Source organism: Pseudomonas graminis (assembly GCF_013201545.1).
Lineage (GTDB): Bacteria > Pseudomonadota > Gammaproteobacteria > Pseudomonadales > Pseudomonadaceae > Aquipseudomonas.
In genome coordinates this window covers 3,304,593-3,327,425 of record NZ_CP053746.1, presented here as the reverse complement: position 1 = coordinate 3,327,425, position 22,833 = coordinate 3,304,593, and the positions used below count along the sequence as shown (strand labels likewise).

24 protein-coding genes are annotated in these 22,833 nt (G+C 61.7%); 13 read left to right on the top strand and 11 right to left on the bottom strand.

All coding sequences use genetic code 11. From position 1 onward, the window contains the following. Positions 1-29: 29 nt before the first annotated feature. From FX982_RS14795 to FX982_RS14780, 4 genes are all read right to left on the bottom strand, one after another. The gene (locus tag FX982_RS14795; RefSeq protein WP_172611423.1) at positions 30-932 is read right to left on the bottom strand and encodes a helix-turn-helix transcriptional regulator; all 903 of its coding nucleotides are present in this window, start codon (positions 930-932) and stop codon (positions 30-32) included. A gap of 96 nt (positions 933-1,028) precedes the next feature. Further along, positions 1,029-1,718, bottom strand: coding sequence for a fumarylacetoacetate hydrolase family protein (locus FX982_RS14790; protein WP_172611422.1), 690 nt, complete (start codon positions 1,716-1,718; stop codon positions 1,029-1,031). 120 nt (positions 1,719-1,838) lie between these two features. After that, a complete protein-coding gene (locus FX982_RS14785; RefSeq protein WP_172611421.1) occupies positions 1,839-2,603 on the bottom strand; it encodes an SDR family oxidoreductase in 765 nt (254 codons plus the stop codon). Between the two features lie 44 nt (positions 2,604-2,647). Then, the gene (locus tag FX982_RS14780) at positions 2,648-3,580 is read right to left on the bottom strand and encodes a 2-hydroxyacid dehydrogenase (RefSeq protein WP_172611420.1); all 933 of its coding nucleotides are present in this window, start codon (positions 3,578-3,580) and stop codon (positions 2,648-2,650) included. Between the two features lie 366 nt (positions 3,581-3,946). Between FX982_RS14780 and FX982_RS14775 the strand changes: the two genes are divergently transcribed. After that, on the top strand, positions 3,947-5,086 hold the full coding sequence (locus FX982_RS14775; RefSeq protein WP_254074798.1) for a glycerophosphodiester phosphodiesterase: 1,140 nt from the start codon (positions 3,947-3,949) through the stop codon (positions 5,084-5,086). A gap of 264 nt (positions 5,087-5,350) precedes the next feature. Here the strand turns inward: FX982_RS14775 and FX982_RS14770 are convergent, their stop codons facing one another. Both FX982_RS14770 and pyrF read right to left on the bottom strand, forming a co-directional pair. Beyond that, positions 5,351-6,682: an IS110 family transposase gene (locus FX982_RS14770; protein WP_172611418.1), complete on the bottom strand. Its 1,332-nt coding sequence runs from the start codon at positions 6,680-6,682 to the stop codon at positions 5,351-5,353. 336 nt (positions 6,683-7,018) lie between these two features. Continuing rightward, positions 7,019-7,717, bottom strand: coding sequence for an orotidine-5'-phosphate decarboxylase (pyrF, locus tag FX982_RS14765; RefSeq protein ID WP_163022158.1), 699 nt, complete (start codon positions 7,715-7,717; stop codon positions 7,019-7,021). A gap of 175 nt (positions 7,718-7,892) precedes the next feature. Between pyrF and FX982_RS14760 the strand changes: the two genes are divergently transcribed. Beyond that, positions 7,893-8,060: a DUF2897 family protein gene (locus FX982_RS14760; RefSeq protein WP_122537759.1), complete on the top strand. Its 168-nt coding sequence runs from the start codon at positions 7,893-7,895 to the stop codon at positions 8,058-8,060. A gap of 134 nt (positions 8,061-8,194) precedes the next feature. Here the strand turns inward: FX982_RS14760 and FX982_RS14755 are convergent, their stop codons facing one another. Then, a complete protein-coding gene (locus tag FX982_RS14755; protein ID WP_172611417.1) occupies positions 8,195-9,025 on the bottom strand; it encodes a substrate-binding periplasmic protein in 831 nt (276 codons plus the stop codon). 455 nt (positions 9,026-9,480) lie between these two features. On the opposite strand from FX982_RS14755, the gene FX982_RS14750 reads away from it, so the two are divergent. Continuing rightward, complete coding sequence (locus FX982_RS14750; RefSeq protein WP_172611416.1) at positions 9,481-10,023, top strand: exonuclease domain-containing protein; 543 nt, start codon at positions 9,481-9,483, stop codon at positions 10,021-10,023. 90 nt (positions 10,024-10,113) lie between these two features. After that, positions 10,114-10,401, top strand: coding sequence for a pyrimidine/purine nucleoside phosphorylase (locus tag FX982_RS14745; protein WP_172611415.1), 288 nt, complete (start codon positions 10,114-10,116; stop codon positions 10,399-10,401). A gap of 21 nt (positions 10,402-10,422) precedes the next feature. On the opposite strand, the gene FX982_RS14740 is transcribed toward FX982_RS14745, so the two are convergent. Beyond that, positions 10,423-12,201 (bottom strand): ABC transporter transmembrane domain-containing protein, encoded by a 1,779-nt coding sequence (locus FX982_RS14740; protein WP_172611414.1) that lies wholly within the window; start codon positions 12,199-12,201, stop codon positions 10,423-10,425. A 172-nt stretch (positions 12,202-12,373) separates the two neighbouring features. Here FX982_RS14740 and FX982_RS14735 point away from each other — a divergent pair, with 172 nt between their 5' ends. Together FX982_RS14735 and FX982_RS14730 are read left to right on the top strand one after the other, a co-directional pair. Further along, positions 12,374-12,550, top strand: a complete 177-nt coding sequence (locus tag FX982_RS14735) for a PA1571 family protein (RefSeq protein WP_172611413.1) — start codon at positions 12,374-12,376, stop codon at positions 12,548-12,550. Positions 12,551-12,714: 164 nt separating this feature from the next. Continuing rightward, a complete protein-coding gene (locus tag FX982_RS14730; RefSeq protein WP_172611412.1) occupies positions 12,715-13,695 on the top strand; it encodes a zeta toxin family protein in 981 nt (326 codons plus the stop codon). 1 nt (position 13,696) lies between these two features. Here FX982_RS14730 and pdxB read toward each other — a convergent pair whose 3' ends face one another. Both pdxB and tusA read right to left on the bottom strand, forming a co-directional pair. Beyond that, a complete protein-coding gene (gene pdxB / locus FX982_RS14725) occupies positions 13,697-14,845 on the bottom strand; it encodes a 4-phosphoerythronate dehydrogenase PdxB (protein WP_172611411.1) in 1,149 nt (382 codons plus the stop codon). A gap of 89 nt (positions 14,846-14,934) precedes the next feature. Continuing rightward, the gene (gene tusA / locus FX982_RS14720; RefSeq protein ID WP_065986265.1) at positions 14,935-15,189 is read right to left on the bottom strand and encodes a sulfurtransferase TusA; all 255 of its coding nucleotides are present in this window, start codon (positions 15,187-15,189) and stop codon (positions 14,935-14,937) included. 271 nt (positions 15,190-15,460) lie between these two features. On the opposite strand from tusA, the gene FX982_RS14715 reads away from it, so the two are divergent. The 6 genes from FX982_RS14715 to FX982_RS14690 are packed head-to-tail and all read left to right on the top strand — an operon-like array spanning position 15,461 to position 21,545. Continuing rightward, positions 15,461-18,403, top strand: coding sequence for a monovalent cation/H+ antiporter subunit A (locus tag FX982_RS14715; RefSeq protein ID WP_172611410.1), 2,943 nt, complete (start codon positions 15,461-15,463; stop codon positions 18,401-18,403). Then, the gene (locus tag FX982_RS14710) at positions 18,403-18,747 is read left to right on the top strand and encodes a Na+/H+ antiporter subunit C (RefSeq protein ID WP_065986226.1); all 345 of its coding nucleotides are present in this window, start codon (positions 18,403-18,405) and stop codon (positions 18,745-18,747) included. The genes FX982_RS14715 and FX982_RS14710 overlap by 1 nt, the downstream gene beginning before the upstream one ends. Next, positions 18,744-20,423 carry a monovalent cation/H+ antiporter subunit D gene (locus FX982_RS14705; protein ID WP_172611409.1) on the top strand — a complete coding sequence of 560 codons (1,680 nt, stop codon included), beginning with the start codon at positions 18,744-18,746 and terminating at the stop codon, positions 20,421-20,423. The genes FX982_RS14710 and FX982_RS14705 overlap by 4 nt, the downstream gene beginning before the upstream one ends. Further along, entirely contained in the window at positions 20,420-20,908 is a 489-nt protein-coding gene (locus tag FX982_RS14700) for a Na+/H+ antiporter subunit E (protein ID WP_172611408.1), read from the top strand. The genes FX982_RS14705 and FX982_RS14700 overlap by 4 nt, the downstream gene beginning before the upstream one ends. After that, on the top strand, positions 20,905-21,183 hold the full coding sequence (locus tag FX982_RS14695; RefSeq protein ID WP_172611407.1) for a K+/H+ antiporter subunit F: 279 nt from the start codon (positions 20,905-20,907) through the stop codon (positions 21,181-21,183). The genes FX982_RS14700 and FX982_RS14695 overlap by 4 nt, the downstream gene beginning before the upstream one ends. Beyond that, positions 21,180-21,545, top strand: coding sequence for a Na+/H+ antiporter subunit G (locus tag FX982_RS14690; RefSeq protein ID WP_172611406.1), 366 nt, complete (start codon positions 21,180-21,182; stop codon positions 21,543-21,545). The genes FX982_RS14695 and FX982_RS14690 overlap by 4 nt, the downstream gene beginning before the upstream one ends. Positions 21,546-21,650: 105 nt before the next feature. On the opposite strand, the gene FX982_RS14685 is transcribed toward FX982_RS14690, so the two are convergent. Further along, positions 21,651-22,118, bottom strand: a complete 468-nt coding sequence (locus FX982_RS14685; RefSeq protein WP_172611405.1) for a hypothetical protein — start codon at positions 22,116-22,118, stop codon at positions 21,651-21,653. A gap of 451 nt (positions 22,119-22,569) precedes the next feature. Between FX982_RS14685 and FX982_RS14680 the strand changes: the two genes are divergently transcribed. After that, a complete protein-coding gene (locus FX982_RS14680; RefSeq protein ID WP_172611404.1) occupies positions 22,570-22,806 on the top strand; it encodes a DUF2789 domain-containing protein in 237 nt (78 codons plus the stop codon). The last annotated feature ends 27 nt before the right edge of the window (positions 22,807-22,833 follow it).

The following is a 22,833-nucleotide window of genomic DNA, read 5'->3' as shown; positions in this document are numbered from 1 at the left end:
GGAACCGATCAACAACTCGTCAACCCCGTTCAACCACCCCGCCGCTCCCGGCGAAACTGCCCCGGCGGCATGCCGTGGGCTTTGCGGAAGCGCCGCGAAAAATACGCTTCGTCGGCAAACCCGCAGATCTCGGCGATGTGGCTCAAGGGTTTGCTGCTCATCAAATGCGTCCGCGCCAGCCGCATACGCCGCTCCAGGACCAGTTCGGAAAAGGTGCTGCCGGTTTCCTTGCGTAGCAGGTGGGTCAGGTAATTGGGCGACAGAAAGGCCGCCGCCGCCGCATCGGTAAGGGTCATGGCCGGATCGGCGATGTGTTCGCGAATGTAGTCGGTCACCCGGCTCATCGCGTCGCGCCGTCCACGCCGCTCAGCCTTGTTCGCCGACAGCGCCAGCAACTGCGCTTCGTAGCGATTGCACACCGTGCCGATCAATTGCAGCAGGCATCCCCGCAGGATGGCGCCTGAGCCCAATTGCCTGGCGCGATCCATCTCGCGCATCTGCGCCAGCAGCGCGGTCACTTCGGCGAAGTCGGTGTCATCGAGGGTGAAATCCAGATGTTCCTGAAAGCGGAACGGCGCCAGTTCAGGCGCCTCGGCGACGGGCACGTCTTCAATGTCCATCGGGTCGCACTGCAGGTGTTGCAGGAGAAATTCCTGAGAAAAGTTGATGACGACAAAATTGCCTTCTTCCGGGTGCGGAATCACATGCAGGCGATGGGGCAGGATGAACGCCAGGGTGTTGCGCGGAAACGGCCTGACCGCGCCACCGATGTGCTGCACGGTGTCGCCACCGAGGTTGATCTGGATCTGGAAATATTCGTGACGATGGGGCGCGGTCAGCGCGGGTCGGGCGGACTTGTCACGGATGTAGAAATCCATGCGGTCGCTGCGCTGCTGCATGCCATAGGTCTGGATGCGGGAGGGATGGGCCATCGCTGAAACACCTGAAATCGCCGGTTCGGACTGCCCCATGGTAGGGCAACGACGGCAGCCGAACCAAAGGATTCTCAGGCGGGCTTGAACCTGGACTCAGCCAATCGTCACACTCAGTTCGGCAAGGCCTTCGATCCCGGCGCTGACCACATCGCCGCGCTGCAACGCGCCCACCCCGGCTGGCGTTCCGGTATAGATCAGGTCGCCCGCCTTGACCCCGACCGACTGCGACAGGTACGCGATCACGTCCCTGACCGCCCAGATCTGGTCAGACAGATCGCCACGCTGGCGGCGCTCGCCATTGACGTCGAGCCAGATCGCACCGGCTTCCGGGTGGCCGATCTCGCTGACCGGGCGCAGCGGCGTGGCGGGCGCGGAGGCGTCGAATGCTTTGGCCCACTCCCACGGCCGGCCCATTTTCTTGGCCTGCGCCTGTAAATCGCGGCGGGTCAGGTCCAGACCGACGCCGTAGCCCCAGACGTGGGTCAGGGCGTCCTGCGGGTCGATGTTCACACCGTCCTTGCCGATCGCAACGACCAGCTCAATCTCGTGATGCAGGTCCTCGGTGAGCGGCGGGTAAGCGATGTAGCCTTCGGCGGGCACCACGGCGTCGGCCGGCTTCATGAAGAAGAATGGCGGCTCGCGGTCAGGGTCATGGCCCATTTCCCGGGCGTGATCGGAGTAATTGCGGCCGACGCAGAAAACCCGACGAATCGGAAAGCGGCTGGCAGTCCCGGCAACGGCCAGGGACGGTGTGGCAACGGGGGCGATAACGAACTCGGTCATGGCGGTGTCCTCGATTCAAGGTGGCTCGGCATGGGTTGAGTGTGGCGATTGATCGCTTAGCCAGGTTGGACGGATCCCACCAGGTTTTGGACAAAACAACGCAACCACTTGAACCGATGATCAGCCGCGGCCCACAAACGGCATGCCGCTGGCCATGACGGTCATGTTCAGCACGTTGGCGGACAATGGCAGCCCGGCCATGTAGCTCACCGCGTCGGCCACATGCTGCACGTTCATGGTCGGCTCGACCTGCAGATCACCGTTGGGCTGCAACACGCCTTTGGTCATGCGGTCGGTCATTTCGGTGAGGGCGTTGCCAATGTCGATCTGGCCGCAGGCGATGTTGAACTGCCGACCGTCCAGCGCGGTACTTTTGGTCAGGCCCAGCACGGCGTGTTTGCTGGACGTATAAGGCGAGCTGAACAACCGGGGCGTGTGCGCCGAAATCGAGCCGTTGTTGATGATCCGGCCACCTTGAGGCACCTGACGCCGCATCAAGCCGAACGCGGCGCGCACGCACAAAAACATCCCGGTGACGTTGGTGTCGATGACGTTCTTCCACTGCTCGACCGACAACTCGTCCATCGGCACGGCCGGTGCGCCAATGCCGGCGTTATTGAACGACATGTCCAGTCGACCGAACGTGCTTTCAATGGTCGCGAACAGCGCTTCGACGCTGGCCGGGTCGCGCACATCCGTCGGCACCGCCAGCGCCTGCTGTCCGGCAGCCTCGGCCTGATCGACCAACGCCTGCAATGGCTCGGGCCGACGTCCGGCCAGCACCACGGCAAAACCGTCAGCCAGCAGTTGCAGCGCCACGGCACGGCCAATGCCACTGCCGGCGCCCGTCACCAGAGCGACTTTCAACACCGAAGATCGAGACATACGCGGTTCCTTGTTCTTGTCAGGGAGGGTTCTGTGGTTAATCGTCAGCTGTGAACAGGGGTCAACACCGGCTGCCCGGCGTAAAACGCCAGCAGGTTGTCGGCGACCATTTTCACGGTGTCGCGCGACGCTTCCGGCGACAACCCCGCCAAGTGCGGCGTGAGAACCACGTTGTTCAACGCTTTCAGGGCATCGGGGACGTGGGGCTCGTCGTCGAATACGTCCAGGGCCGCCCCGGCCAGGCGCCCCTGTTTGAGCGCATCGATCAGCGCATCGGTGTCGACGACGCTGGCCCGCGCGATGTTGACGAGGAAGCCCTCGGCGCCCAGCGCTTCGATGGCCGCCTTGTCGATGAGGTGCCGCGTCGACCCGCCGCCCGGCGTCGCCACCACCAGAAAGTCCGACGCTTCGGCCAGTGCCAGCGGGGTCGCGCAATAGTTGAAATCCACGCCCGCGCGCGGCGAGCGGCTGTGATAGTGGATGACCATGTCAAACCCCAGCCCGCGCTTGGCGATGGCCATCCCCACCGAACCAAGACCGAGAATGCCCAGGCGTTTGCCGGCGAACGAGGGCCGTGTGACCTTGCGCCATTCGTTGCGGCGCACCGACACGTCGGCCTGAGGAATGTCGCGAACCGCCGCCAGCAGCAAGGCCATCGCGTGGTCCGCCACCGTCGGGGCATTCACCCCTGCCCCGTTGGTCACCACGATGCCCCGCGCCTCGGCGGCTTCGAGGTCGACACGTTCGTAGCCCGCGCCAATCACACAGATGATGCCGAGCTTCGGCAGCGCGGCCATTTCCTCGGCAGTGAACCCCAGAGGCCCGCGGGTCAGCACGGCGTCAATCTCCTCGCCCCCATTCGCCACCGCCTCGGCACGCATCGCCGGCGTCGGCGCCAGAATCAGGCGAAAGCCGCTGCTTTCCAAGATCGGCAAATACATGTTCACGCTTTCAACCAGCACCAACACCGTCTTCATCATCCCTCCGCCAGGCAAAATTCGTGGTGCTGACAGTAGCGCGAGTGAGAGCGGTTGGGCAGAGGCTGACATGAAAATCCAGTGTCCTGACAAAACGCGTTAGCCCGGCAGACCCATTAACGTCACAAGGCACGCGGACACTTTCACGCACCCGATACCGAATGAACGGAGCAGCCGAGGCCTTTACGATCTCCTTCAAAACGACAGCAATCCCCCTCGCAACGACAATCCCGGTTGCCCGAGACGCGCTTTGCTGTTTAAGGTCTGAGCCCTGCGACACCTGATTTTTCACCACAAAACGATGTGCCACGCGGTGCGGCAACGGCTGCGCCATGAACGGACATGCAGAAAAGGAACGTCAGAACCATGTTGAAAGGATTATCCAGAACGATTAGCGGCGCCGCGATTGCCGGTGTGTTGTTGTCATCCGCCGTGGCCCTGGCCGCCGCTGACACCGGCAAGGAACCGGGTCGGGCGCTGGCGGCGAAGATCGGCGTGCCGTGGCCGGCAGTGATCGCCCATCGTGGCGCATCGTTCAATGCACCCGAAGAAACGGTTCCTTCCTACACCCTGGCTCGCGAGCTGGGCGCGGATTACCTGGAGATGGACATCCAGCGCACCAAGGACGGCGTGCTCATCGCGCTGCACGACAACACGCTGGAGCGCACGACGAATATCGCGGAGGTCTACCCGCAACGTGCCAAGGACCCGCTGAATACTTTTACGCTGGAAGAAATCAAGCGCCTGGACGCTGGCTCCTGGTTCAACAAGGCCTACCCCGATCGCGCCCGCGCCACCTACGCCGGGCTGAAGATTCTGACGCTGGACGAGGTCATCGACATCGCCGAACGCGGCAAGAACAAGCCCGGTCTGTACATCGAAACCAAAGTGCCGGCGCAGTTTCCGGGCATCGAGGAAGATTTGAAGAAAAAGCTCGATCAGCGCGGTTGGCTGACCCAGCGTCCTGCCGCCGAGAAAGGCTACGTCAACGTCGCCCACATGCCAGGCCGCGTGGTGCTGCAGACCTTTGAAAAACCAAGCCTGGAACTGCTGCAGAAGAGCATGCCCGACACGCCGAAAGTCCTGCTGCTGTGGCTCGGTGACGGCTCCATCGAAACGGCGTCGGGCAAGACGTTCAAGGATTCGGGGGCCAAGGACAAAGCCAGCTTTTACGCCAGCCAGCAGGTGAAATCCAAAGAAGAGTTTGCCGCCTGGATGGATTGGGCCAAAGCCCACGGCGCCGTAGGGACCGGGCCGTCGGCAGCGCTGAAGAACGGCGGTGACCAGAGCTACAGTGACTTGGTGCAGCCGTGGATGAACAAGATGGCCCATGATCGCGGGATGATCGTCCACCCGTACACCGTCGATGACGCGGTGGATTTCAAAGCGATCAGCGAACAGGGCGTGGACGGGTTCTTTACCAACCGTGCTTCGGAACTGCTGAAATTCTACGGTCGACCGTCGAAGGAAAGCATGGACTCGATCCTGAAACGCAGCGGCTTTTGAGCTAGAGACCGCAGCGTGATTTGTAAAGCGCGCGGCAGTGGGAGTGACCGTGTTTAATTCCCGGCCGCGCGGCGTCTGCGCGATGGTTCTCTCATACGACTTGACGCTGCTTGCCGATATTTCACGCCGATCAAAACTGTGGGAGTGAGCTTGCTCGCGAAGAGTCCGGTATGGGCGCTAAATATTCAGCGGCCGAAATACTGCCTTCGCGAGCAAGCTCACTCTCATCAAACAAAAAATAAGCCTTTGATTTTGTTGCACAATTCAAGAGGCCTTCACCAAGTCTAATCCCAGTTTTCGTGCCTTGCGCAGCAAGGCACGAAACTGCTTTTCTTTGCTCCGTTCTTCAAACGCTTCGATCCCCTGCTCAACATATGGCTGGCCCTTGGTCAACATGGCGTAGATCAGCCGTGCAAGCTGATGAGCCGTGGCCTTGATCGCGCAACTGGTGTCCATCCGCGCCAGTCGGGCTCTATGGCTGGCGCCGATGAAGCTTTTATCGTTTCGCGCGTTGGAGGCCGCCTGCTTGAGCGCCTGAGCTGCGTTATTGCGGGTTTTCTGACTTTTACCCGACAGTTGGCGACCACCAGAAATCCGTGTCGGTGGCGCCACACCTAGCCATGAGCAGAAATGCTCCATCGTAGGAAATCGGGACAAATCCGGGCCAATTTCGCCGGCAATGATCAGGGCCGTATCGACGCCTATGGTTGGTATGGCGGTGAGATCAACGCCCATGACGCGCCAAAGTGACTGATGTAGGGCCGCCTGATCTGCTGCGCAGCGGTGAGGGCTACGCAGGATTTTTCGTGAGGGTTGCGGGGCTTCTTCGCGCTCGGGCAACTGACTCAGCGCGTCCGTAATTGCCTTGTCGCACGCGCCAATCTGCTGTTCAAAAAAGTCGTAGCACTGCACTTCTTGCTCAAGCGCATGTAGATGTTCCAGGCGCCAATTACCGTGCAGGCTGCGGGCGATGGTCTCTTTGCTGGCCTTGATACGCCGATCAGTCAACTCGGCCAGAGCAGCCGGATCGCGCTCGCCGGCAATAATTGCACGAAGGATTTTCATGCCGGTCACGCCCGAAATATCGCTAATGACGTTGGCGAGCTGAATGTTCATCTGGCTCAGCGCTTTTTGCATACGGTTCAATGTCTGGGCCTGATTGCGAACCTTGCCGGCTCGTTGGCGAATGAGCGCCCGCATGGAACAGATGGCATCGTCAGGGCGAAAGGCTCCGCGTAGCAGGCCATGGCTCATCAGTTGACATATCCACTGGCAATCGAGGACATCGGATTTACGACCGGAAATCTGCCGAGTTGCGCGTGAGTTGACCAGATAGACCTTGAAGCCTCGCGCATCAAGAAGCTCAAACAGTGGAATCCAGTAGACGCCGGTGGCTTCCATGGCCACGACCTCTATCTTCAGACTTTCAAGCCAGTCGGCCAGCTTGATGAGGTCGTCGGTGAAGGAGGAAAAGCTGCGTACCGATTGCTTGTGGTCACGATCAACGGCGACCCAATGCTCACGGCTGCCGATGTCGATACCGGCACAATGCGGATGGACCCGTTCAAAACGCTGTCTGGATTGCTTGCGCGCCATGCTAATTCCTCGCAGGATGATGGGCGCGCGGGGCACACGGTGGCGAAAGGGTTCACTCTCTCATACGTGGTCACGGCTAGCCGTGCCGACAAGGACTCCACGCCGATACCGTGCGGGCCACTCTCCCACGCGGGTGCTGTCCACACCAATGTGAGTACCGGCCTCTGTCCCGCGCTCCTGAATCCTAGAAAAGCACAGAGCGGCTGCCCCTGAGGGGGCAGCCGCTCTGTGCTTTTCAAAGTATCAGCGTCACAACAGGGATGAGTCGAGCACCCAGTTTGCTGCGCGACAGCGCGGCGCGTAGCGGCGGGACGACTCCCACAAGGCTCGACGTTCTTACGCCAGCTCTGCCACCACCGCTGCCAACGCTTTCGCCGGATCGGCCGCCTGGCTGATCGGGCGGCCGATGACCAGATAGTCGGAGCCTGCATCCAGCGCCTGGCGCGGCGTCAGAATGCGGCGCTGATCGTCCAGCGCGCTGCCGGCGGGGCGAATGCCCGGGGTGACCAGTTGCAGCGACGGATGCGCGGCTTTCAGCGCCTGAGCTTCCAGCGCGGAACACACCAGACCGTCCATCCCGGCTTTTTCCGCCAGCGCCGCCAACCGAAGCACCTGCTCCTGGGGCTCGATGTCCAGACCGATCCCGGCCAGGTCTTCGCGCTCCATGCTGGTCAGCACGGTGACCCCGATCAACAGCGGCTTGGGGCCGGTACGCTGATCCAGCACGTCACGGCAGGCCGCCATCATGCGCAGGCCGCCGGAGCAATGCACATTGACCATCCAGACGCCCATTTCAGCGGCAGCCTTGACCGCCATCGCCGTGGTATTGGGAATGTCGTGGAATTTGAGGTCCAGGAACACCTCGAAGCCTTTGGCGTTGAGGGTTTCAACGATGTCCGATGCGCAGCTGGTGAACAGCTCTTTGCCTACTTTGACCCGGCACAGTTTGGGGTCCAGTTGATCAGCCAGGTTCAACGCGGCTTCGCGGGTCGGAAAATCCAGGGCGACGATGATGGGGGTCTGGCAGGCGGACATGAGCGGGTTCTCTGGCAAGTCGAAATCGGCGCGCATTGTAGCCGAACATCCCGCAGGGCGGGACCCGGCAATCGGTAAATGCCTGCCCCATGCGCGCCAGGCGTCGGGCATCTCCTACAATTGAACCACTGGACAGCGTCGCTGCTCCAACCCTTATCACAAGAAGGAGAGCGTTATGCCCTGGTATGCCTGGTTAATTCTGCTCGTTGCAATCGGCTCGATCGTCGGCGGTCTGCTGATGCTCAAGGATTCAGCGAAGAAACTGCCCCTGACCGATGAACAACTCAAACGCGTCCACGAGCGCAATGCCGAGATGGACGCAAAAGAAGCGCGAGATCGCTGAGTCACTTTGGCGACGCTGACCAACATCGTTCAAGCACTTGGTGGGAGCGCGCATTCAGCGCGCTCCCACCAAGTGCTCGCCAATCATCCGCGAATCACCCGCCGCGCGTCCCCAGTCGGTAATGCGTGCCTTCATCAGTCCCTTTCCCGATCTTCGCCCTGAGCCACCGCGTGATGAGTTGCCTGCGGTGTCACAGCGATCCGAAACGGCTGGAAGATCTTGAACATTTCCCCGTTCTCCCGAAGCTGCCGGAGCAATTCGCTGAAGCGCTCGCCGCTAATGGGTGCATCCGGGCGCAGCAGCGCATAGTGCCGATACACCTGGTCCACGCGGTCCGAGACCAGGAACTGTTCGGCGTCCTGCGGGTTGTTCGACATGAACGTGCTCAGATAGGAGCGCGTCACCAGCGCGATGTCCGCACGGTCACGCAGCACCATCAGCAGGTTGCTGTCGTGGGAATAGGTCAGCGTGGCGTTGTAGTTATCGGCCAGAAATTTAGGGTCGGCGTCGAAGCGCGCGAACGCGTAGTGATAGCCGCTGAACAGCGCGAGGCGCTTGCCGTGCAGCTCATCGAAATACGTCTGGGTCCTGCCCTGCAAGCGGTGGGCGACAAACACTTCGGCGTCTTCGAGACCCATGTCGACATCTTGATGGGGAATGCCTTTCCAGCCCCAGGCGGGGTTTTCGAAAATGGCCATGTCGAAGCGCGCCTGCTGGAAATCGCGAAACCGGCGGGGGATGGAAGTGGGCACTGCCTCGAAGCGGTAGTCGTTCTGCATTGCGTTCAGTGCGCTGATCATCTGCGGCAGCAATCCAGTGTCTTCGCCGCGCTCGGGACGAATCGTATACGGCGGAAAATGCGCCGCACCAATGCGCACGATCTGCGTCGCACCCGCCTGCCAGGCCCACAGTGTGGTGGTCGTGAACAGCAGGGTTTTAAAAGCCATCCGCATCGGCGTGGACATCAAGACAGGGCACCTCAGGCGAAACGGAGTGCGTAAGCTATGCGTTCGCGATCAATTAGACAACGGTCAAACGGAAGCTAGATCGCCTCTCGTTCCAATTCTCGCCCTCCTTGCGCCTTGCTGCCCCCTTTCCCTTGCGGCCTTTCCGGCCCTTTCCCGGCTGAAGCCGGTCCTGCCAAAAGCGCTGAAGCTGTCCGTGTCCTTTGCGTTATCGACCGCGCCGCGCTTTATATGAGGACCGGACGCACATGCAATTTATGCCGAGCCGCGTTGGCCAGGCAAGCGCTGTCCCGGCCATATGCGGGTCAGGGGCTACAAAAGACGCTGCGCCTGCAAACCTTCCGGCATGTCACGAGTCCCAATCATGGATCATCTGCGCCGGGCAGTTGGACGTGACGGCCGTCATCTGGCTACGCTCCAGGGCGCTGCCGCAGGTTACGAAACAGGAGTTGAAGATGTCCTACTGGCTGGTGATAGACCTGGAGGCCACCACCGAAGAGGGCGGATGGCCGGTGGCGGAGATGGAAATCATCGAAATCGGTGCGTCACTGGTCAATCAGGACGGGCGGGAAATCGATCATTTCGAACGTTTCGTGCGGCCCGTACGCCGGCCCTTGCTGACGCCCTTCTGCCGTGAGCTGACGCACATTCAGCAGAGCTTCATCGACAGCGCCTCGACGCTGCCCGCTGTATGGCCACAGTTCGAACGGTGGATTGCTCAACACCGGGAGCGGCTGGTCGCCTGGACAAGCTGGGGGGATTACGACCGTCAGCAGCTACAACAGGATTGGCGTCAGCACCAGCTCACCAGCGAACTGGCTACCCTGCCCCACATCAACCTGAAACAACGTTTCGCCAAAGCACGTCACCTGCAAAAACCCTGCGGCCTTAACGCCGCGCTGCAACTGGCGGGAATGCATTTCAACGGTCCGCAACACCGGGCACTGTCGGACGCGCGCAATACCGCACGCTTGTTACCGCTGGTGATGCCAGGCTGAAGGGTGGCGCATTTACCAAAGCGGATGACGGCCTTTTGTACGTTCGGCATACTGTCCGGCCTTTTCCAGCCCTTTCCAAGGAGATCAGCCATGTTCAAGGTCAACGAGTATTTCGACGGTACCGTCAAATCCATCGCCTTCAAGCAAGCAGAAGGCGACGCGACCATCGGCGTCATGGCTCCCGGAAAATACAACTTCGGCACCAGCGACCGAGAAATCATGCATGTGATTTCAGGCGAGCTGAAGGTGCTGCTACCGGGCGCTGATGATTGGGAAACCTTCGAAGCCGGCACGGATTTCAAGATTCCGGCGAACGTCAAATTCGACGTCGAAGCGACCGAAGAAACCGCCTACCTCTGTGAATACCGCAAGGACTGATACGCAGATGCAGGTCGGCACTCAGTCGACCTGCTCCACCCCGGCATTGAACTGCAAGGCGGCCAGCCGCGCGTACAGCGGGTTGCTGGCAATCAGCCCACGGTGGGTTCCCACCGCGACCAATTTCCCCTGATCCATCACCGCAATGCGGTCTGCGTTCTGCACCGTCGCCAGCCGATGGGCGATCACCAGGGTCGTGCGGCCCTTCATCAACGTCGGCAGTGCCTGCTGAATCAGGTACTCGCTCTGGGCATCCAGTGCGCTGGTGGCTTCGTCGAGCAGCAGAATCGGCGCATCGGCCAGCAAGGCCCGAGCAATCGCCAGACGTTGACGCTGCCCGCCCGACAAGCCCATGCCGCCGTCCCCCAGATGGGTCTGATAACCCTGTGGCAGCAGCTGAATGAACTCATGGGCATGGGCAATCCGCGCTGCCGCTTCCACTTGCTCGACGCTGGCCGCCGGGTTGCCGTAGCGAATGTTGTCCTCCACCGAGCCGAAAAACAGCGCGGGGGTTTGCGACACCCAAGCGAAGCAACGGCGCAAGTCCAGCGGGTCCAGGCGTTCGGCGGGGATGCCCTCGATCAACACGCGTCCCTGCTGCGGGTCGTAAAAACGCAGCAGCAGGTCGAATAGCGTCGACTTGCCCGCACCTGAAGGCCCGACCAGCGCCAGGGTTTCCCCCGCTTCGACGGTCAGGCTCAAGCCGTCCACCGCATTGCGCTCCGGCCGTGAGGGGTAGGCGAAACTGAGGTTTTCCAGCGCCAGGCGACCACTGATGCGTTCGGGCAGCGTAAGCAGATCGCTGGCGGGCGCGGTGATTTCGCTGCGCGCCTGCAGCAATTCGGTGATGCGCTCTGCTGCGCCCGCTGCCCGTTGCATCTCACCGATGACCTCGCTGAGGGTGCCGAACGCGCTGCCGACGATCAAGCTGTAGAACACGAACGCCGCCAGCTCGCCGCCTGAGATACGGCCGGCAATCACATCCATGCCGCCGACCCAGAGCATCACGCCGACCGCGCCCAGCACCAGCACGATCACCAGGGTAATCAGCCACGAGCGCTGCAGAATCCGTTTGCGCGCCGTCTCGAACGCGTCTTCGGCGGTCTGCGCGAAACGCTGACGATCCTGCTCCTGATGGTTGTAGGCCTGAACGGTCTTGATTTGCCCCAGCGCCTCGGACACGTAGCTGCCGACGTCCGCGACGCGGTCCTGGCTCTGCCGCGACAGGCTGCGCACACGGCGCCCGAAAATCAGGATCGGCGCGATCACCAGCGGCAACGCCACGACCACGATGCTGGTCAGCTTGGGGTTGGTGAAGAACAGGAGAATGATGCCGCCGATGACCATCAGCGCGTTACGCAGGAACATCGACAGCGACGAGCCGATCACCGATTGCAGCAGCGTGGTGTCGGCCGTCAGGCGCGACTGGATTTCCGAGCTGCGATTGTTCTCGTAGAAACCGGGATGCAGGCTGACGAGGTGGTCGAACACCTGCTTGCGCAAATCGGCGACCACCCGTTCGCCAATCCACGACACCAGATAAAAGCGCGCGAAGGTGCCGACCGCGAGGGCGACCACCAGTCCCATGAACAGGCCGATGGTTTCATTGAGCAGGGTCGGTGAACGGGTCATGAAGCCCTGATCGACCATCAGCCGGATACCTTGCCCCATGGACAGCGTGATGCCCGCAGTGACCACCAGTGCGAGCAACGCGCCGATGGCTTGCTTGCGGTACGGCGCGATCATGCGCAGGGCAAGACGAATGGCATGCCGCTGACGGCCGGAAAAGACTGAAGCCATGGAAGACACCCGGTAGACGAATCAGCCGCAGAGCCTACACCTCCCTCCCCGTGTACGCTCGTCAGCTTTCGCTGAACTCTGCAGGCGGGTTTCAGTCAAGGAATGCTGTCACGGCCTGGTCATGCAGCCGTGATTACTATCGACGCGCACGTACCTGATGAGGAGACAGGCCATGACCTTGCACAGCAGCAGCAATCAAGAACCCGTGTTCCGCCCTCAGCCCGAGCTGCAACTGGGCGGCGCGATTCTCGATAGAAACGGGCAGGAAATCCTGATCACTGAAGAAATGGTTCTGGCAGCCTGCCAGGAATGCGAGAAGTACTGGGTGCAGCCCGACAAACAAGATTGATGTGCAGATTTGCTTGAAACCCGGCCACCGCGCCGGGTTTTTTATGGGCGTATTAAACATCCTGCAATACACAGTGCGTTTATCCCCATTGCCTATCCACTACTGCTCCTATTACGTCCTTGAGACTTCAACAGTCAATCTGACTTCACTCAAGGAAACTTCGTATGCGCGCTACCCATTACAACTACACCCCACAAGAACTTGAATCCGTATTCCAGGCCATCGTGACGACAATGTTCGATGTTCCGAAGGACATCGCAGACGACGGAAGTCCCGCCCCGAAAATTCTCGTAGTCGCCGGCGTGCAGGGTTCCGGCAAAACGTACATGCTCAACAACACGCTGCTCAAAACCCCGGGCTACGGCAACTACGTGCATCTATACCAGGAGAATTTCCGCGAGCTGCACCCTCGCTACGCGGACTTCGCCGATCAGGACGTGACGCGCCGCTACAAACACACGGAGACGTTCATCTGGGAGCTGTGCAGCCGCATCTTTGCCTACGCCCACAGCAACAAGTTCAACATCGTGATGGAAACCGCGCTGGACACCAAAGCATTCGCCACGGTGATCTCAGGCCAGGAGCTGGCTGACTACCAGTTTGACGTTCACCTGATCGGCTGCAAGAAGGACTTCGTTCATCTTTCAACCATCAAGCGGGCATTTGACGCGCTGGAAGCCGGGACTCTGGAGCGCTTTGTCGATATCGCCACGATCGAAACGAGCATCGAAAACGCCGAGGTGATTCTCAACGCGTTCGAAGAGGCCTGTATGAGGGTCAGCGGCTCCACTATCAGCCTGTACGAGCGAGGTTTCGGTGAACTGAGGAACCGTAAAAAACTGTGCAGCAGCCGCTGTGACCGGGTCAGTTCGCTGACCCCATACGTGTTCACCGACGAACAAGGCGTGGCGATCACCGTGCAGGAACAGGTGCACCGGATCGAGCGCAGCGAAGCATTGCCGATCCCTTGCAGTTTCGCCAGCTTCATCGCGCTGATCGAAGCCCCTGTCACCCGCGCTGAAGATCGCGAGGAGGCCTGGCGAGAGGCCTATAACGCACTCCCGAGAATGCGCCGATTCTGGCAGCACGTTCCGCAACGACTGCCCGAGACCTTGTGGTCTTACATCAAGAAATACACCGTGTGAATCAATCGGCGATCAACGTTGCGCCGAGGGCCTCGACGATCTGACGCAGGGCCGCCGACTCGCCGTTGATCCGAACCTGCAGGCCGTCGATTTCCCGACGCGGCGGGTAATGCTTGCGCAACGCATCGAAGGCCAGCCGCTGGCTCTCGGCATCGCCCACCAGACTGCGGCGGAAATCGGCGTCGTCGCGGCGAGGATCGTACACGCCGCGACACAGCGTATTCAGCGCCCACACCGGGTCGGTGGCGACATCCAAAGTGACCTGCGCCAGCCAAGGCTTGGGCAGCAGGTCTTCAAGCCTGATGCTCGCCGGTTGGCCGAGGTGCGCGCACAGGGCCTGATAGATCTGCGCCGTACCGCGCTGGCGCCCGTCGAGGCTGTAGCCGGCGATGTGCGGCGTGCCGATGACGCACAGCTCGGCCAGTTCGACGTCGACCGCCGGTTCTTTCTCCCAGACGTCCAGCACCGCTTGCAGGTCTTCACGTTCCAGCAGCACTTCGCGCAGGGCGCTGTTGTCGACCACCGGGCCGCGCGCGGCGTTGATCAGCCAGGCACCTGGCTTGAGCTGCTGCAAACGGACGCGGTCGAACAGGTGCCAGGTGGGCGTGTCGCCGGTTTTATCCAACGGTGTGTGCAGGCTGATCACATCGCAACGGGCGATGATCTCGTCGAGGCTGACGTAATCGCCGCCTTCGCTGGCCTGTCGGGGCGGGTCGCAGACCAGCACGTTCCAGCCCAGGCCGCGCAAGACCTTGATCAAGCGACCGCCGACCTGCCCCGCCCCCACGACGCCGTAGGTGCGGCTGGCAAGCTCGACGCCTTCGATTTCCGCCAGGGTCAGCAGGCTGCCCAGCACGTAGTCCACCACGCCACGGGCGTTGCAGCCCGGGGCGCTGGACCATTGAATGCCGGCTTCCTTGAAGTAGTCGAGGTCGAGGTGATCGGTGCCGATGGTGCAGGTGCCGACAAAGCGCACCGGCGTCCCTTCGAGCAATGCCCGGTCGACCCGGGTCACCGAGCGCACCAGCAGAATATCGGCCTCGGCGACGGCAGCGCGGTCGAGCGTACGGCCCGGATAACGCTGGATATCACCAACGCCTGCGAAAAAAGCATCGAGCAAGGGAATGTTTTCGTCGGCAACTATGCGCATGTCAGGGCTCCTGGAGTGGCCGCAGTGTAGGCGCCAGCGCCCCGACGAGCCAGCGGGATGCGAAACGCGTCAGCGGAGGCAGAACCTGATCAGTCGAGCTTTTTGCGAATCCAGTAGAGGAACTCACCGTCACCGGCCTGTTTGTCCACCAGCTCGTGGCCGAGGAACACACAGAATTTGGGGATATCGCGCTGTGTGGACGGATCGGTGGCGATCACTTTCAGCAAGCCGCCGGGCGGCAGGTCACGCACCTTCTGGTGCAGCATCATCACCGGCTCGGGGCAGTTGAGGCCGGTGGCGTCGAGGACGGCATCGACGGCGGGGCTTTCAATGGGATCAGACATGGGGGTGATCGAATCAGACATGAGGGGGGCTCCGAAAACAGGCCGGCATTGTCGCCTAATCGGTACAGGTCGCCAATCGGCACTTTGCCCCGGCCCCTTCGCGAGCAAGCTCGCTCCCACGGTAGGGCAGATAGCCGCCAACGTTACGCGACACAGACTGTCAACTACGCTGCTGCCTACAAACTTTGTAGGATTCTGCGACATCTTGGCGTTTGGTCATCCCGGACCCGGCACGTATGATCCTTGACATTTCTGCGCAGATTAGAAACCTATGTCCCTGATAGTTCTACTGCTTCTGCCTTTCATCGGCAGCTGTCTGGCGGCGCTTTTGCCGCACAACGCACGCAACAGTGAATCCCTCCTCGCCGGCCTGATCGCCTTGATCGGCGCGGTGCAGGTGGCACTGTGGTATCCACAGATCGCCCACGGCGGGGTCATCCGAGAAGAGTTTTTCTGGCTGCCCAGCCTGGGCCTGAACTTCGTCCTGCGCCTGGACGGCTTTGCCTGGCTGTTCTCGATGCTGGTGCTGGGGATCGGCGCGCTGGTGTCGCTGTATGCGCGTTATTACATGTCGCCGGACGACCCGGTGCCGCGCTTCTTCTCCTTCTTTCTGGCGTTCATGGGCGCCATGCTCGGGCTGGTCATGTCCGGCAACCTCATTCAGATCGTGTTTTTCTGGGAGCTGACCAGCGTTTTCTCGTTCCTGTTGATCGGCTACTGGCACCACCGCGCCGACGCCCGGCGCGGCGCTTACATGGCGTTGATGGTCACCGGCGCCGGCGGCCTCGCGCTGCTGGTGGGGATGATGCTGCTCGGGCACGTCGTCGGCAGCTATGACCTTGATCGCGTGCTGGCGTCGGGCGATGCGATTCGCGCCCACGCGCTGTACCCGGTGCTGCTGACGCTGATCCTGATCGGCGCGCTGAGCAAGAGCGCGCAATTCCCCTTCCATTTCTGGCTGCCCCACGCCATGGCGGCGCCGACGCCGGTGTCGGCGTATCTGCACTCGGCGACGATGGTCAAGGCGGGGGTGTTCCTGCTCGCGCGCCTGTGGCCGTCGTTATCGGGGAGCGAACAGTGGTTCTGGATCGTCAGCGGCGCAGGGGCCGCCACGCTGGTCATCGGCGCTTATTCGGCGATGTTTCAAAACGACCTCAAGGGCCTGCTGGCTTATTCCACCATCAGTCACCTGGGGCTGATCACTCTGCTGCTGGGCCTGAACAGTCCCCTGGCCGCCGTCGCTGCCGTGTTTCACATCCTCAACCACGCCACGTTCAAGGCGTCGCTGTTCATGGCAGCGGGCATCATCGACCACGAAAGCGGCACCCGCGACATCCGCAAACTCAGCGGGCTGATCAAGCTGATGCCGTACACCGCAACGCTGGCCATGGTCGCCAGCGCGTCAATGGCCGGGGTGCCGCTGCTCAACGGTTTCCTGTCCAAGGAAATGTTCTTCGCGGAAACGGTGTTCATCACCTCGACCGACTGGGTCGAGATTGCCCTGCCGGTGATCGCCACGATCGCCGGGATCTTCAGCGTGGCCTATTCCCTGCGCTTTACCGTCGACGTGTTCTTCGGCCCGAAAGCCACGCGCCTGCCCCATACGCCCCATGAGCCGCCGCGCTGGATGCGCCTGCCGGTGGAACTGTTGGTGCTGGCCTGTCTGATCGTCGGCATTTTTCCCACGCACTCCGTTGGCCCGTTGCTGGCCGCTGCGGCACAGCCGGTGGTGGGCGGGGAATTGCCCGAATACAGTCTGGCGATCTGGCACGGGCTGAACGCGCCGATGGTCATGAGCCTCATTGCCATGGCGGCTGGCATCGTTCTGTATCTGTTGCTCCGCGGCCCGATCAAGCGCAAGCAAGTCAATGGGCCGCCGCTGATGTGGCGTCTCAACGGCAAGCGCATGTTCGAGCGCGTGCTGGTGTGGAAGATGCGCGGCGCCCGCCGACTGATGAGGCTGCTGACCACACGCCGTTTGCAGGCGCAGCTTTTCCTGATGGTTCTGGTCGCGCTGGTCGCCGGTTTCGTGCCGATGTACGAGAGCGGGCTGAGTTGGGGTGATCGACCGAAGATCCCCGGTTCCGGCGTATTTGTGATGCTCTGGCTGATCGCGATTGCCTGCGCCGTCGGCGCTGCGTGGCAGGCCAAATATCACCGGCTGGCGGCCGTGACCATGGTCAGCGTCTGTGGGCTGATGACCTGTGTGACCTTTGTCTGGTTCTCCGCGCCGGACCTGGCACTGACCCAACTGGCGGTGGAAGTCGTCACCACGGTGTTGATCCTGCTGGGCCTGCGCTGGCTGCCGCGGCGCAACGAAAACGTGCCGCCACCGTCCCAGGCGCGACGCCGGGCCAAGGTGCGGCGGATCCGCGATTTCGTCCTGGCTGTGGCGGTGGGCGGCGGCATGGCGGTGTTGTCCTACGCGATGCTGACGCGGCCGACGCCGAACGCCATTTCCGAGTTTTACCTGAGTCGCGCCCTGGCCCAAGGCGGCGGCACCAATGCCGTCAACGTCATGCTGGTGGACTTCCGTGGCTTCGATACTTTCGGCGAGATTACCGTGCTGGCGTTAGTGGCGTTGACCGTCTTCGCGCTGCTGCGCCGCTTCCGTCCGCCGAAAGAGAGCATTGCCCTGCCAGCTCAACAGCGCTTGCTGGCCCGTGACGTCGTCACCGATCTGGTCAACCCGCGTCACGCTGCCGACACGGCACTGGGCTTCATGATGGTGCCGGCGGTGCTGGTGCGCCTGTTGCTGCCAGTGGCTTTCGTGGTGTCGATGTACCTGTTCATGCGCGGGCATAACCAGCCGGGTGGCGGTTTCGTCGCCGGGCTGGTGATGTCGGTGGCGTTCATCCTGCAATACATGGTCGCCGGCACCCAGTGGGTCGAGGCCAACATGAGCCTGCGGCCGTTGCGCTGGATGGGCACCGGTCTGTTCTTCGCGCTGGCGACGGGGCTGGGTTCGATGGCCCTCGGTTATCCGTTCATGACCACCCACACCGCCCATGTGGTCCTGCCGATACTGGGTGACCTGCACATCGCCAGCGCCCTGTTTTTCGACATCGGCGTGTACGCCGTGGTGGTCGGCTCGACCCTGTTGATCCTCACGGCGCTGGCTCACCAGTCGGTGCGCAGCCATCGCCCGACGTCACTGCCGCAGCCCATTGAACCGGTCCCGGCCGATAGCCCGATTTCACAAGGAGCCATCTGATGGAAGAAGTCATCGCCATTGCCATCGGCGTGCTCGCCGCCTCCGGCGTCTGGCTGATCCTGCGTCCACGGACCTTTCAGGTCGTCATGGGCCTGTGCCTGCTGTCCTATGGCGTCAATCTGTTCATCTTCAGCATGGGCAGCCTGTTCATCGGCAAGGAGCCGATCATCAAGGACGGCGTGCCCCAGGACCTGCTCAACTACACCGACCCCCTGCCCCAGGCGCTGGTGCTGACGGCCATCGTCATCAGCTTCGCCATGACCGCGCTGTTTCTGGTGGTGCTGCTGGCGTCGCGCGGCCTGACCGGCAACGACCACGTCGACGGCCGGGAGCTGGGTGAATGAGTGTGATGAATCAACTGATCGTCGCGCCGATCCTGTTGCCGGTGCTCACCGCTGCGCTGGTGCTGTGGCTCGGCGAGAAACACCGCCCGCTGAAAGCGCGGATCAACCTGTTCTCCACCGGCCTTGGCTTGGCGATCGCCATCACGCTGATGATGTGGGTGCAGAAAACCGGCACCACCGGTTCCATCGGCGTGTACCTGCCGGGCAACTGGGAAGCGCCGTTCGGCATCGTGCTGGTGGTCGATCACTTGTCAGCATTGATGCTGGTGCTGACCGGCATCGTCGCCTTCAGCGCGCTGCTCTTCGCCCTCGCCCGCTGGGATCGCGCCGGCGCCAGCTTCCACGCCCTGTTTCAGATTCAGCTCATGGGGCTGTATGGCGCGTTTCTCACCGCCGACCTGTTCAACCTGTTCGTGTTCTTCGAAGTCCTGCTGGCCGCATCCTACGGCCTGATGCTGCACGGCTCGGGACGGGCGCGGGTGTCGGCGGGCCTGCATTACATCACCATCAACCTGCTGGCCTCGTCGCTGTTTCTGATCGGCGCGGCGCTGATCTACGGCGTCACCGGCACGCTGAACCTGGCCGACCTGGCGGTGAAAATTCCTCAGGTGCCGGACGGCGATTTGGGCTTGCTGCACGCAGGCGCGGCCATTCTGGCGGTCGCGTTTCTGGCCAAGGCCGGCATGTGGCCGCTGAATTTCTGGCTGGTGCCGGCGTATTCCGCTGCCAGCGCACCGGTGGCGGCGCTGTTCGCGATCATGACCAAAGTCGGCTTCTACACCCTGCTGCGGTTGTGGACGCTGCTGTTTTCCGGTCAGGCCGGCGCCTCGGCGTTCTTCGGCGGGGACTGGCTGATCTGGGGCGGCATGGCGACCGTTACTGTGGCGGCGATTTCCGTGGTGGCTGCCCAGCGCTTGGAGCGCATGGCCAGTCTGAGCATTCTGGTGTCGGCGGGCATTCTGCTCTCGGCGGTCGGTTTCGCGCAGCCGAGCCTGACCGCTGGCGCGCTGTTTTATCTGGTCAGCTCGACATTGGCGCTGAGCGCGCTGTTCCTGCTGGCGGAGCTGATCGAACGCTCGCGCTCGGCCAACGACATCGCCCTCGACGACGACGCCGACCAGTTGCCCAAGGCGCTGGAGTCGCTGCACCCGGTGCCGGGCACGAACCTGGATGACGAGCAGAAAGCCGTGGTCGGCCACGTGATCCCGTGGACCATGGCGTTTCTGGGCTTGAGTTTCATTGCCTGCGCGCTATTGATCATCGGCATGCCGCCGCTGTCGGGTTTCCTTGGCAAGCTGACGCTGATCAGCGCCCTGCTCAATCCGCTGGGCCTTGATGTGGCGAAGGCCGAAGCCATTCGCGGTGACAGTTGGACGCTGGTGGCCCTGCTGATTATTTCCGGCTTGACGTCGCTGTTTGCGTTTGTGCGTGTAGGCATCAAGCGTTTCTGGACGCCTCAGGAACACGCGGCGCCGCTGCTGCGGCTCAACGAATGCCTGCCGATCGCCTTGCTGGTGGGTTGCGCCATTGTGCTGACGTTCAAGGCTCAAGCGCTGTTGCACTACACCCAGGACACCGCACAGGCGCTGCATGATCCGCAGCAATACGTGCTGTCAGTCAAGGCAGCCAGACCGATACCGGGGCCTGCTTCGGCAGCGGCGGAGGTGCAGCCATGAAGCGCCTGTTTCCCGCGCCGCTGTTATCGCTGTGCCTGTGGGGTTTGTGGCTGTTGCTCAATTTGTCCCTGAGCCCGGGCAACCTGCTGCTGGGCGCACTGCTCGGCTTTTTCGCGCCCTACATTTTCGCGCCGTTGCGCCCGTCGCCGTCGCGAATTCGCAAACCCGGTGTCGCCCTGCGCCTGTTCCTGCTGGTCGGTCGCGATGTGGTGGTGTCCAATCTGGCCGTCGCCTGGGGCGTGCTGCGCGCAGGGCGTCGTCCGCCCCGCTCGGCTTTCGTCAAGGTCCCGCTGGAGCTTCACGATGCCCACGGTCTGGCGGCGCTGGCGATGATCTGCACGGTGGTGCCGGGCACGGTCTGGTCCGAACTGGCGCTGGATCGCAGCGTGCTGCTGATGCACGTGTTCGACCTGGACGACGAAGCGCGCTTCATCGCGCATTTCAAAAGCACGTACGAACGGCCACTGATGGAGATTTTCCAATGAGCGCCCTGCTCACCAACGCGATTCTGTTTACGTTGTCGGTGTTCACCCTTGCCATGGTCCTGACCCTGATTCGCCTGTTCCAAGGCCCGTCGGCGCAGGACCGGGTACTGGCGCTGGACTACCTGTACATCCTGGCGATGCTGATGATGCTGGTGCTGGGCATTCGTTACGCCAGTGACACCTACTTCGAGGCCGCGCTGCTGATCGCGCTGTTCGGCTTCGTCGGCTCATTCGCGCTGGCCAAATTTCTGTTGCGCGGCGAGGTGATCGAATGAATTCGTTGCAGGTTCTGCCGTTCTGGGTCGAAGTGCTGACCGCCGCCCTGCTGGTGCTCAGCAGTCTGTTCGGCCTGATCGGCGCGTTGGGTCTGTTGCGCCTGAAGGACTTTTTCCAGCGCATGCACCCGCCCGCGCTGGCCTCGACCCTCGGCGCATGGTGCGTGGCGCTGGCGTCGATCATCTACTTCTCGGCACTGAAGGACGGGCCCGTGTTGCATGCCTGGCTGATCCCGATCCTGCTCGCAATCACCGTCCCCGTGACCACTTTGCTGCTGGCGCGCACCGGGCTGTTCCGCAAGCGCATGGCCGGTGACGACGTGCCACCCGAGGTCAGCGACGGCAGACAGCAGGGGCATTGAGCCCGGTCTGCGGATTTTCATCGCGCAGGCGGCCCCGTCACCCGCCGCTTGGTACGTGGGGGATGTGGGCGCGGTCCGTGTGCAGGTTCTGCTGAAGGGGTGCTCTTATTCGCTGGCCTTGAACGTCAGTTCGCCCTTGCGCCATTTGGCTGCTTTGGCGGTCGCTGCTTTGAGGACTTTGCTCAGGCCGGACTGGATCTGTTCGTGGGCGGCAAACACCATGAAGATGCTGTGGGACTCTTTGAAGACGATGCCGTGGCCTTCGGGGACTTCGACAAACGCGTATTCGCCCAGGCCGTAGATGGTCATCTTGATGTCACGGAAACGGATTTCGAACTTGCCGCCCTCGCGGCTGGGCAACACCGAAGCACGGAAGTGGTCGCCCACCTTCAAGTCCAGCCCGGGTTTGTCATCGACCACCAGTGCGGTTTCGGTGTCGATCTCAGACATGTAGATGCCTTCAGGGGATTGTTCGATGACATAAACGAATCGCGCCTGGAACAGCTTCACCAACTTTGCGCGCACGTCGCCGAGCACGAATAACGCATGGGTATCCAGATTACCTACTGCCAATGTACAAACTCCCAACATGATAGGAACTCGCCCGTACAGCGAACCGGGCGAGAAAGAAACGAGAAAGGGTGCGCCCTGAAACCGGACGCTGGCGTGTGCATGGATTCTACCGGCAGTGAGTCTATAGGGGATATATCCCTTTCGTCCGCAGTGATGACGTTTTTGACGCCGTAGGGTGTTTCAGTTGACCTGACTCCACACAGTAAGACGCTATGGAATGTTTTAGTGGGACCGGCTTCAGCCGGGAAGAAGCCTGATTGGACACCCTCGATTTCGCGGTGTGACACCTGACGCTTTCCCGGCTAACGCCAGTCCTGCTAAAAGCGCGTGGTGCGTCGGCGGCCCTTCAGGCAATCAGTTAGAACTCTTGTCCGTTCCGGGCACTCCCATGCAACAGAAGGTTACTCACTGACCACGCCAATCCGGGTCCTCGACCCGTCCGGGAGAAAAAATGGAAATCATGACACCGTCGCTTGAGCTGTTGTTTGAACAACTGGGGCTGGAGTCCGATGAGGCCAGCATCGACGCATTCGTCTCCGAGCATCAGCTGCCTGAAGGTGTGAAAGTGTCCGAAGCCGAGTTCTGGACGCCGAATCAAGGTGCGCTGCTCAAGGAAAAAATCCAGCTGGATGACGATTGGGCGCCCATCGTCGACGAGCTGAACGTGTTGCTGCACACACCGACCTGACACGTCGCACGTATAAAAATGACGGCC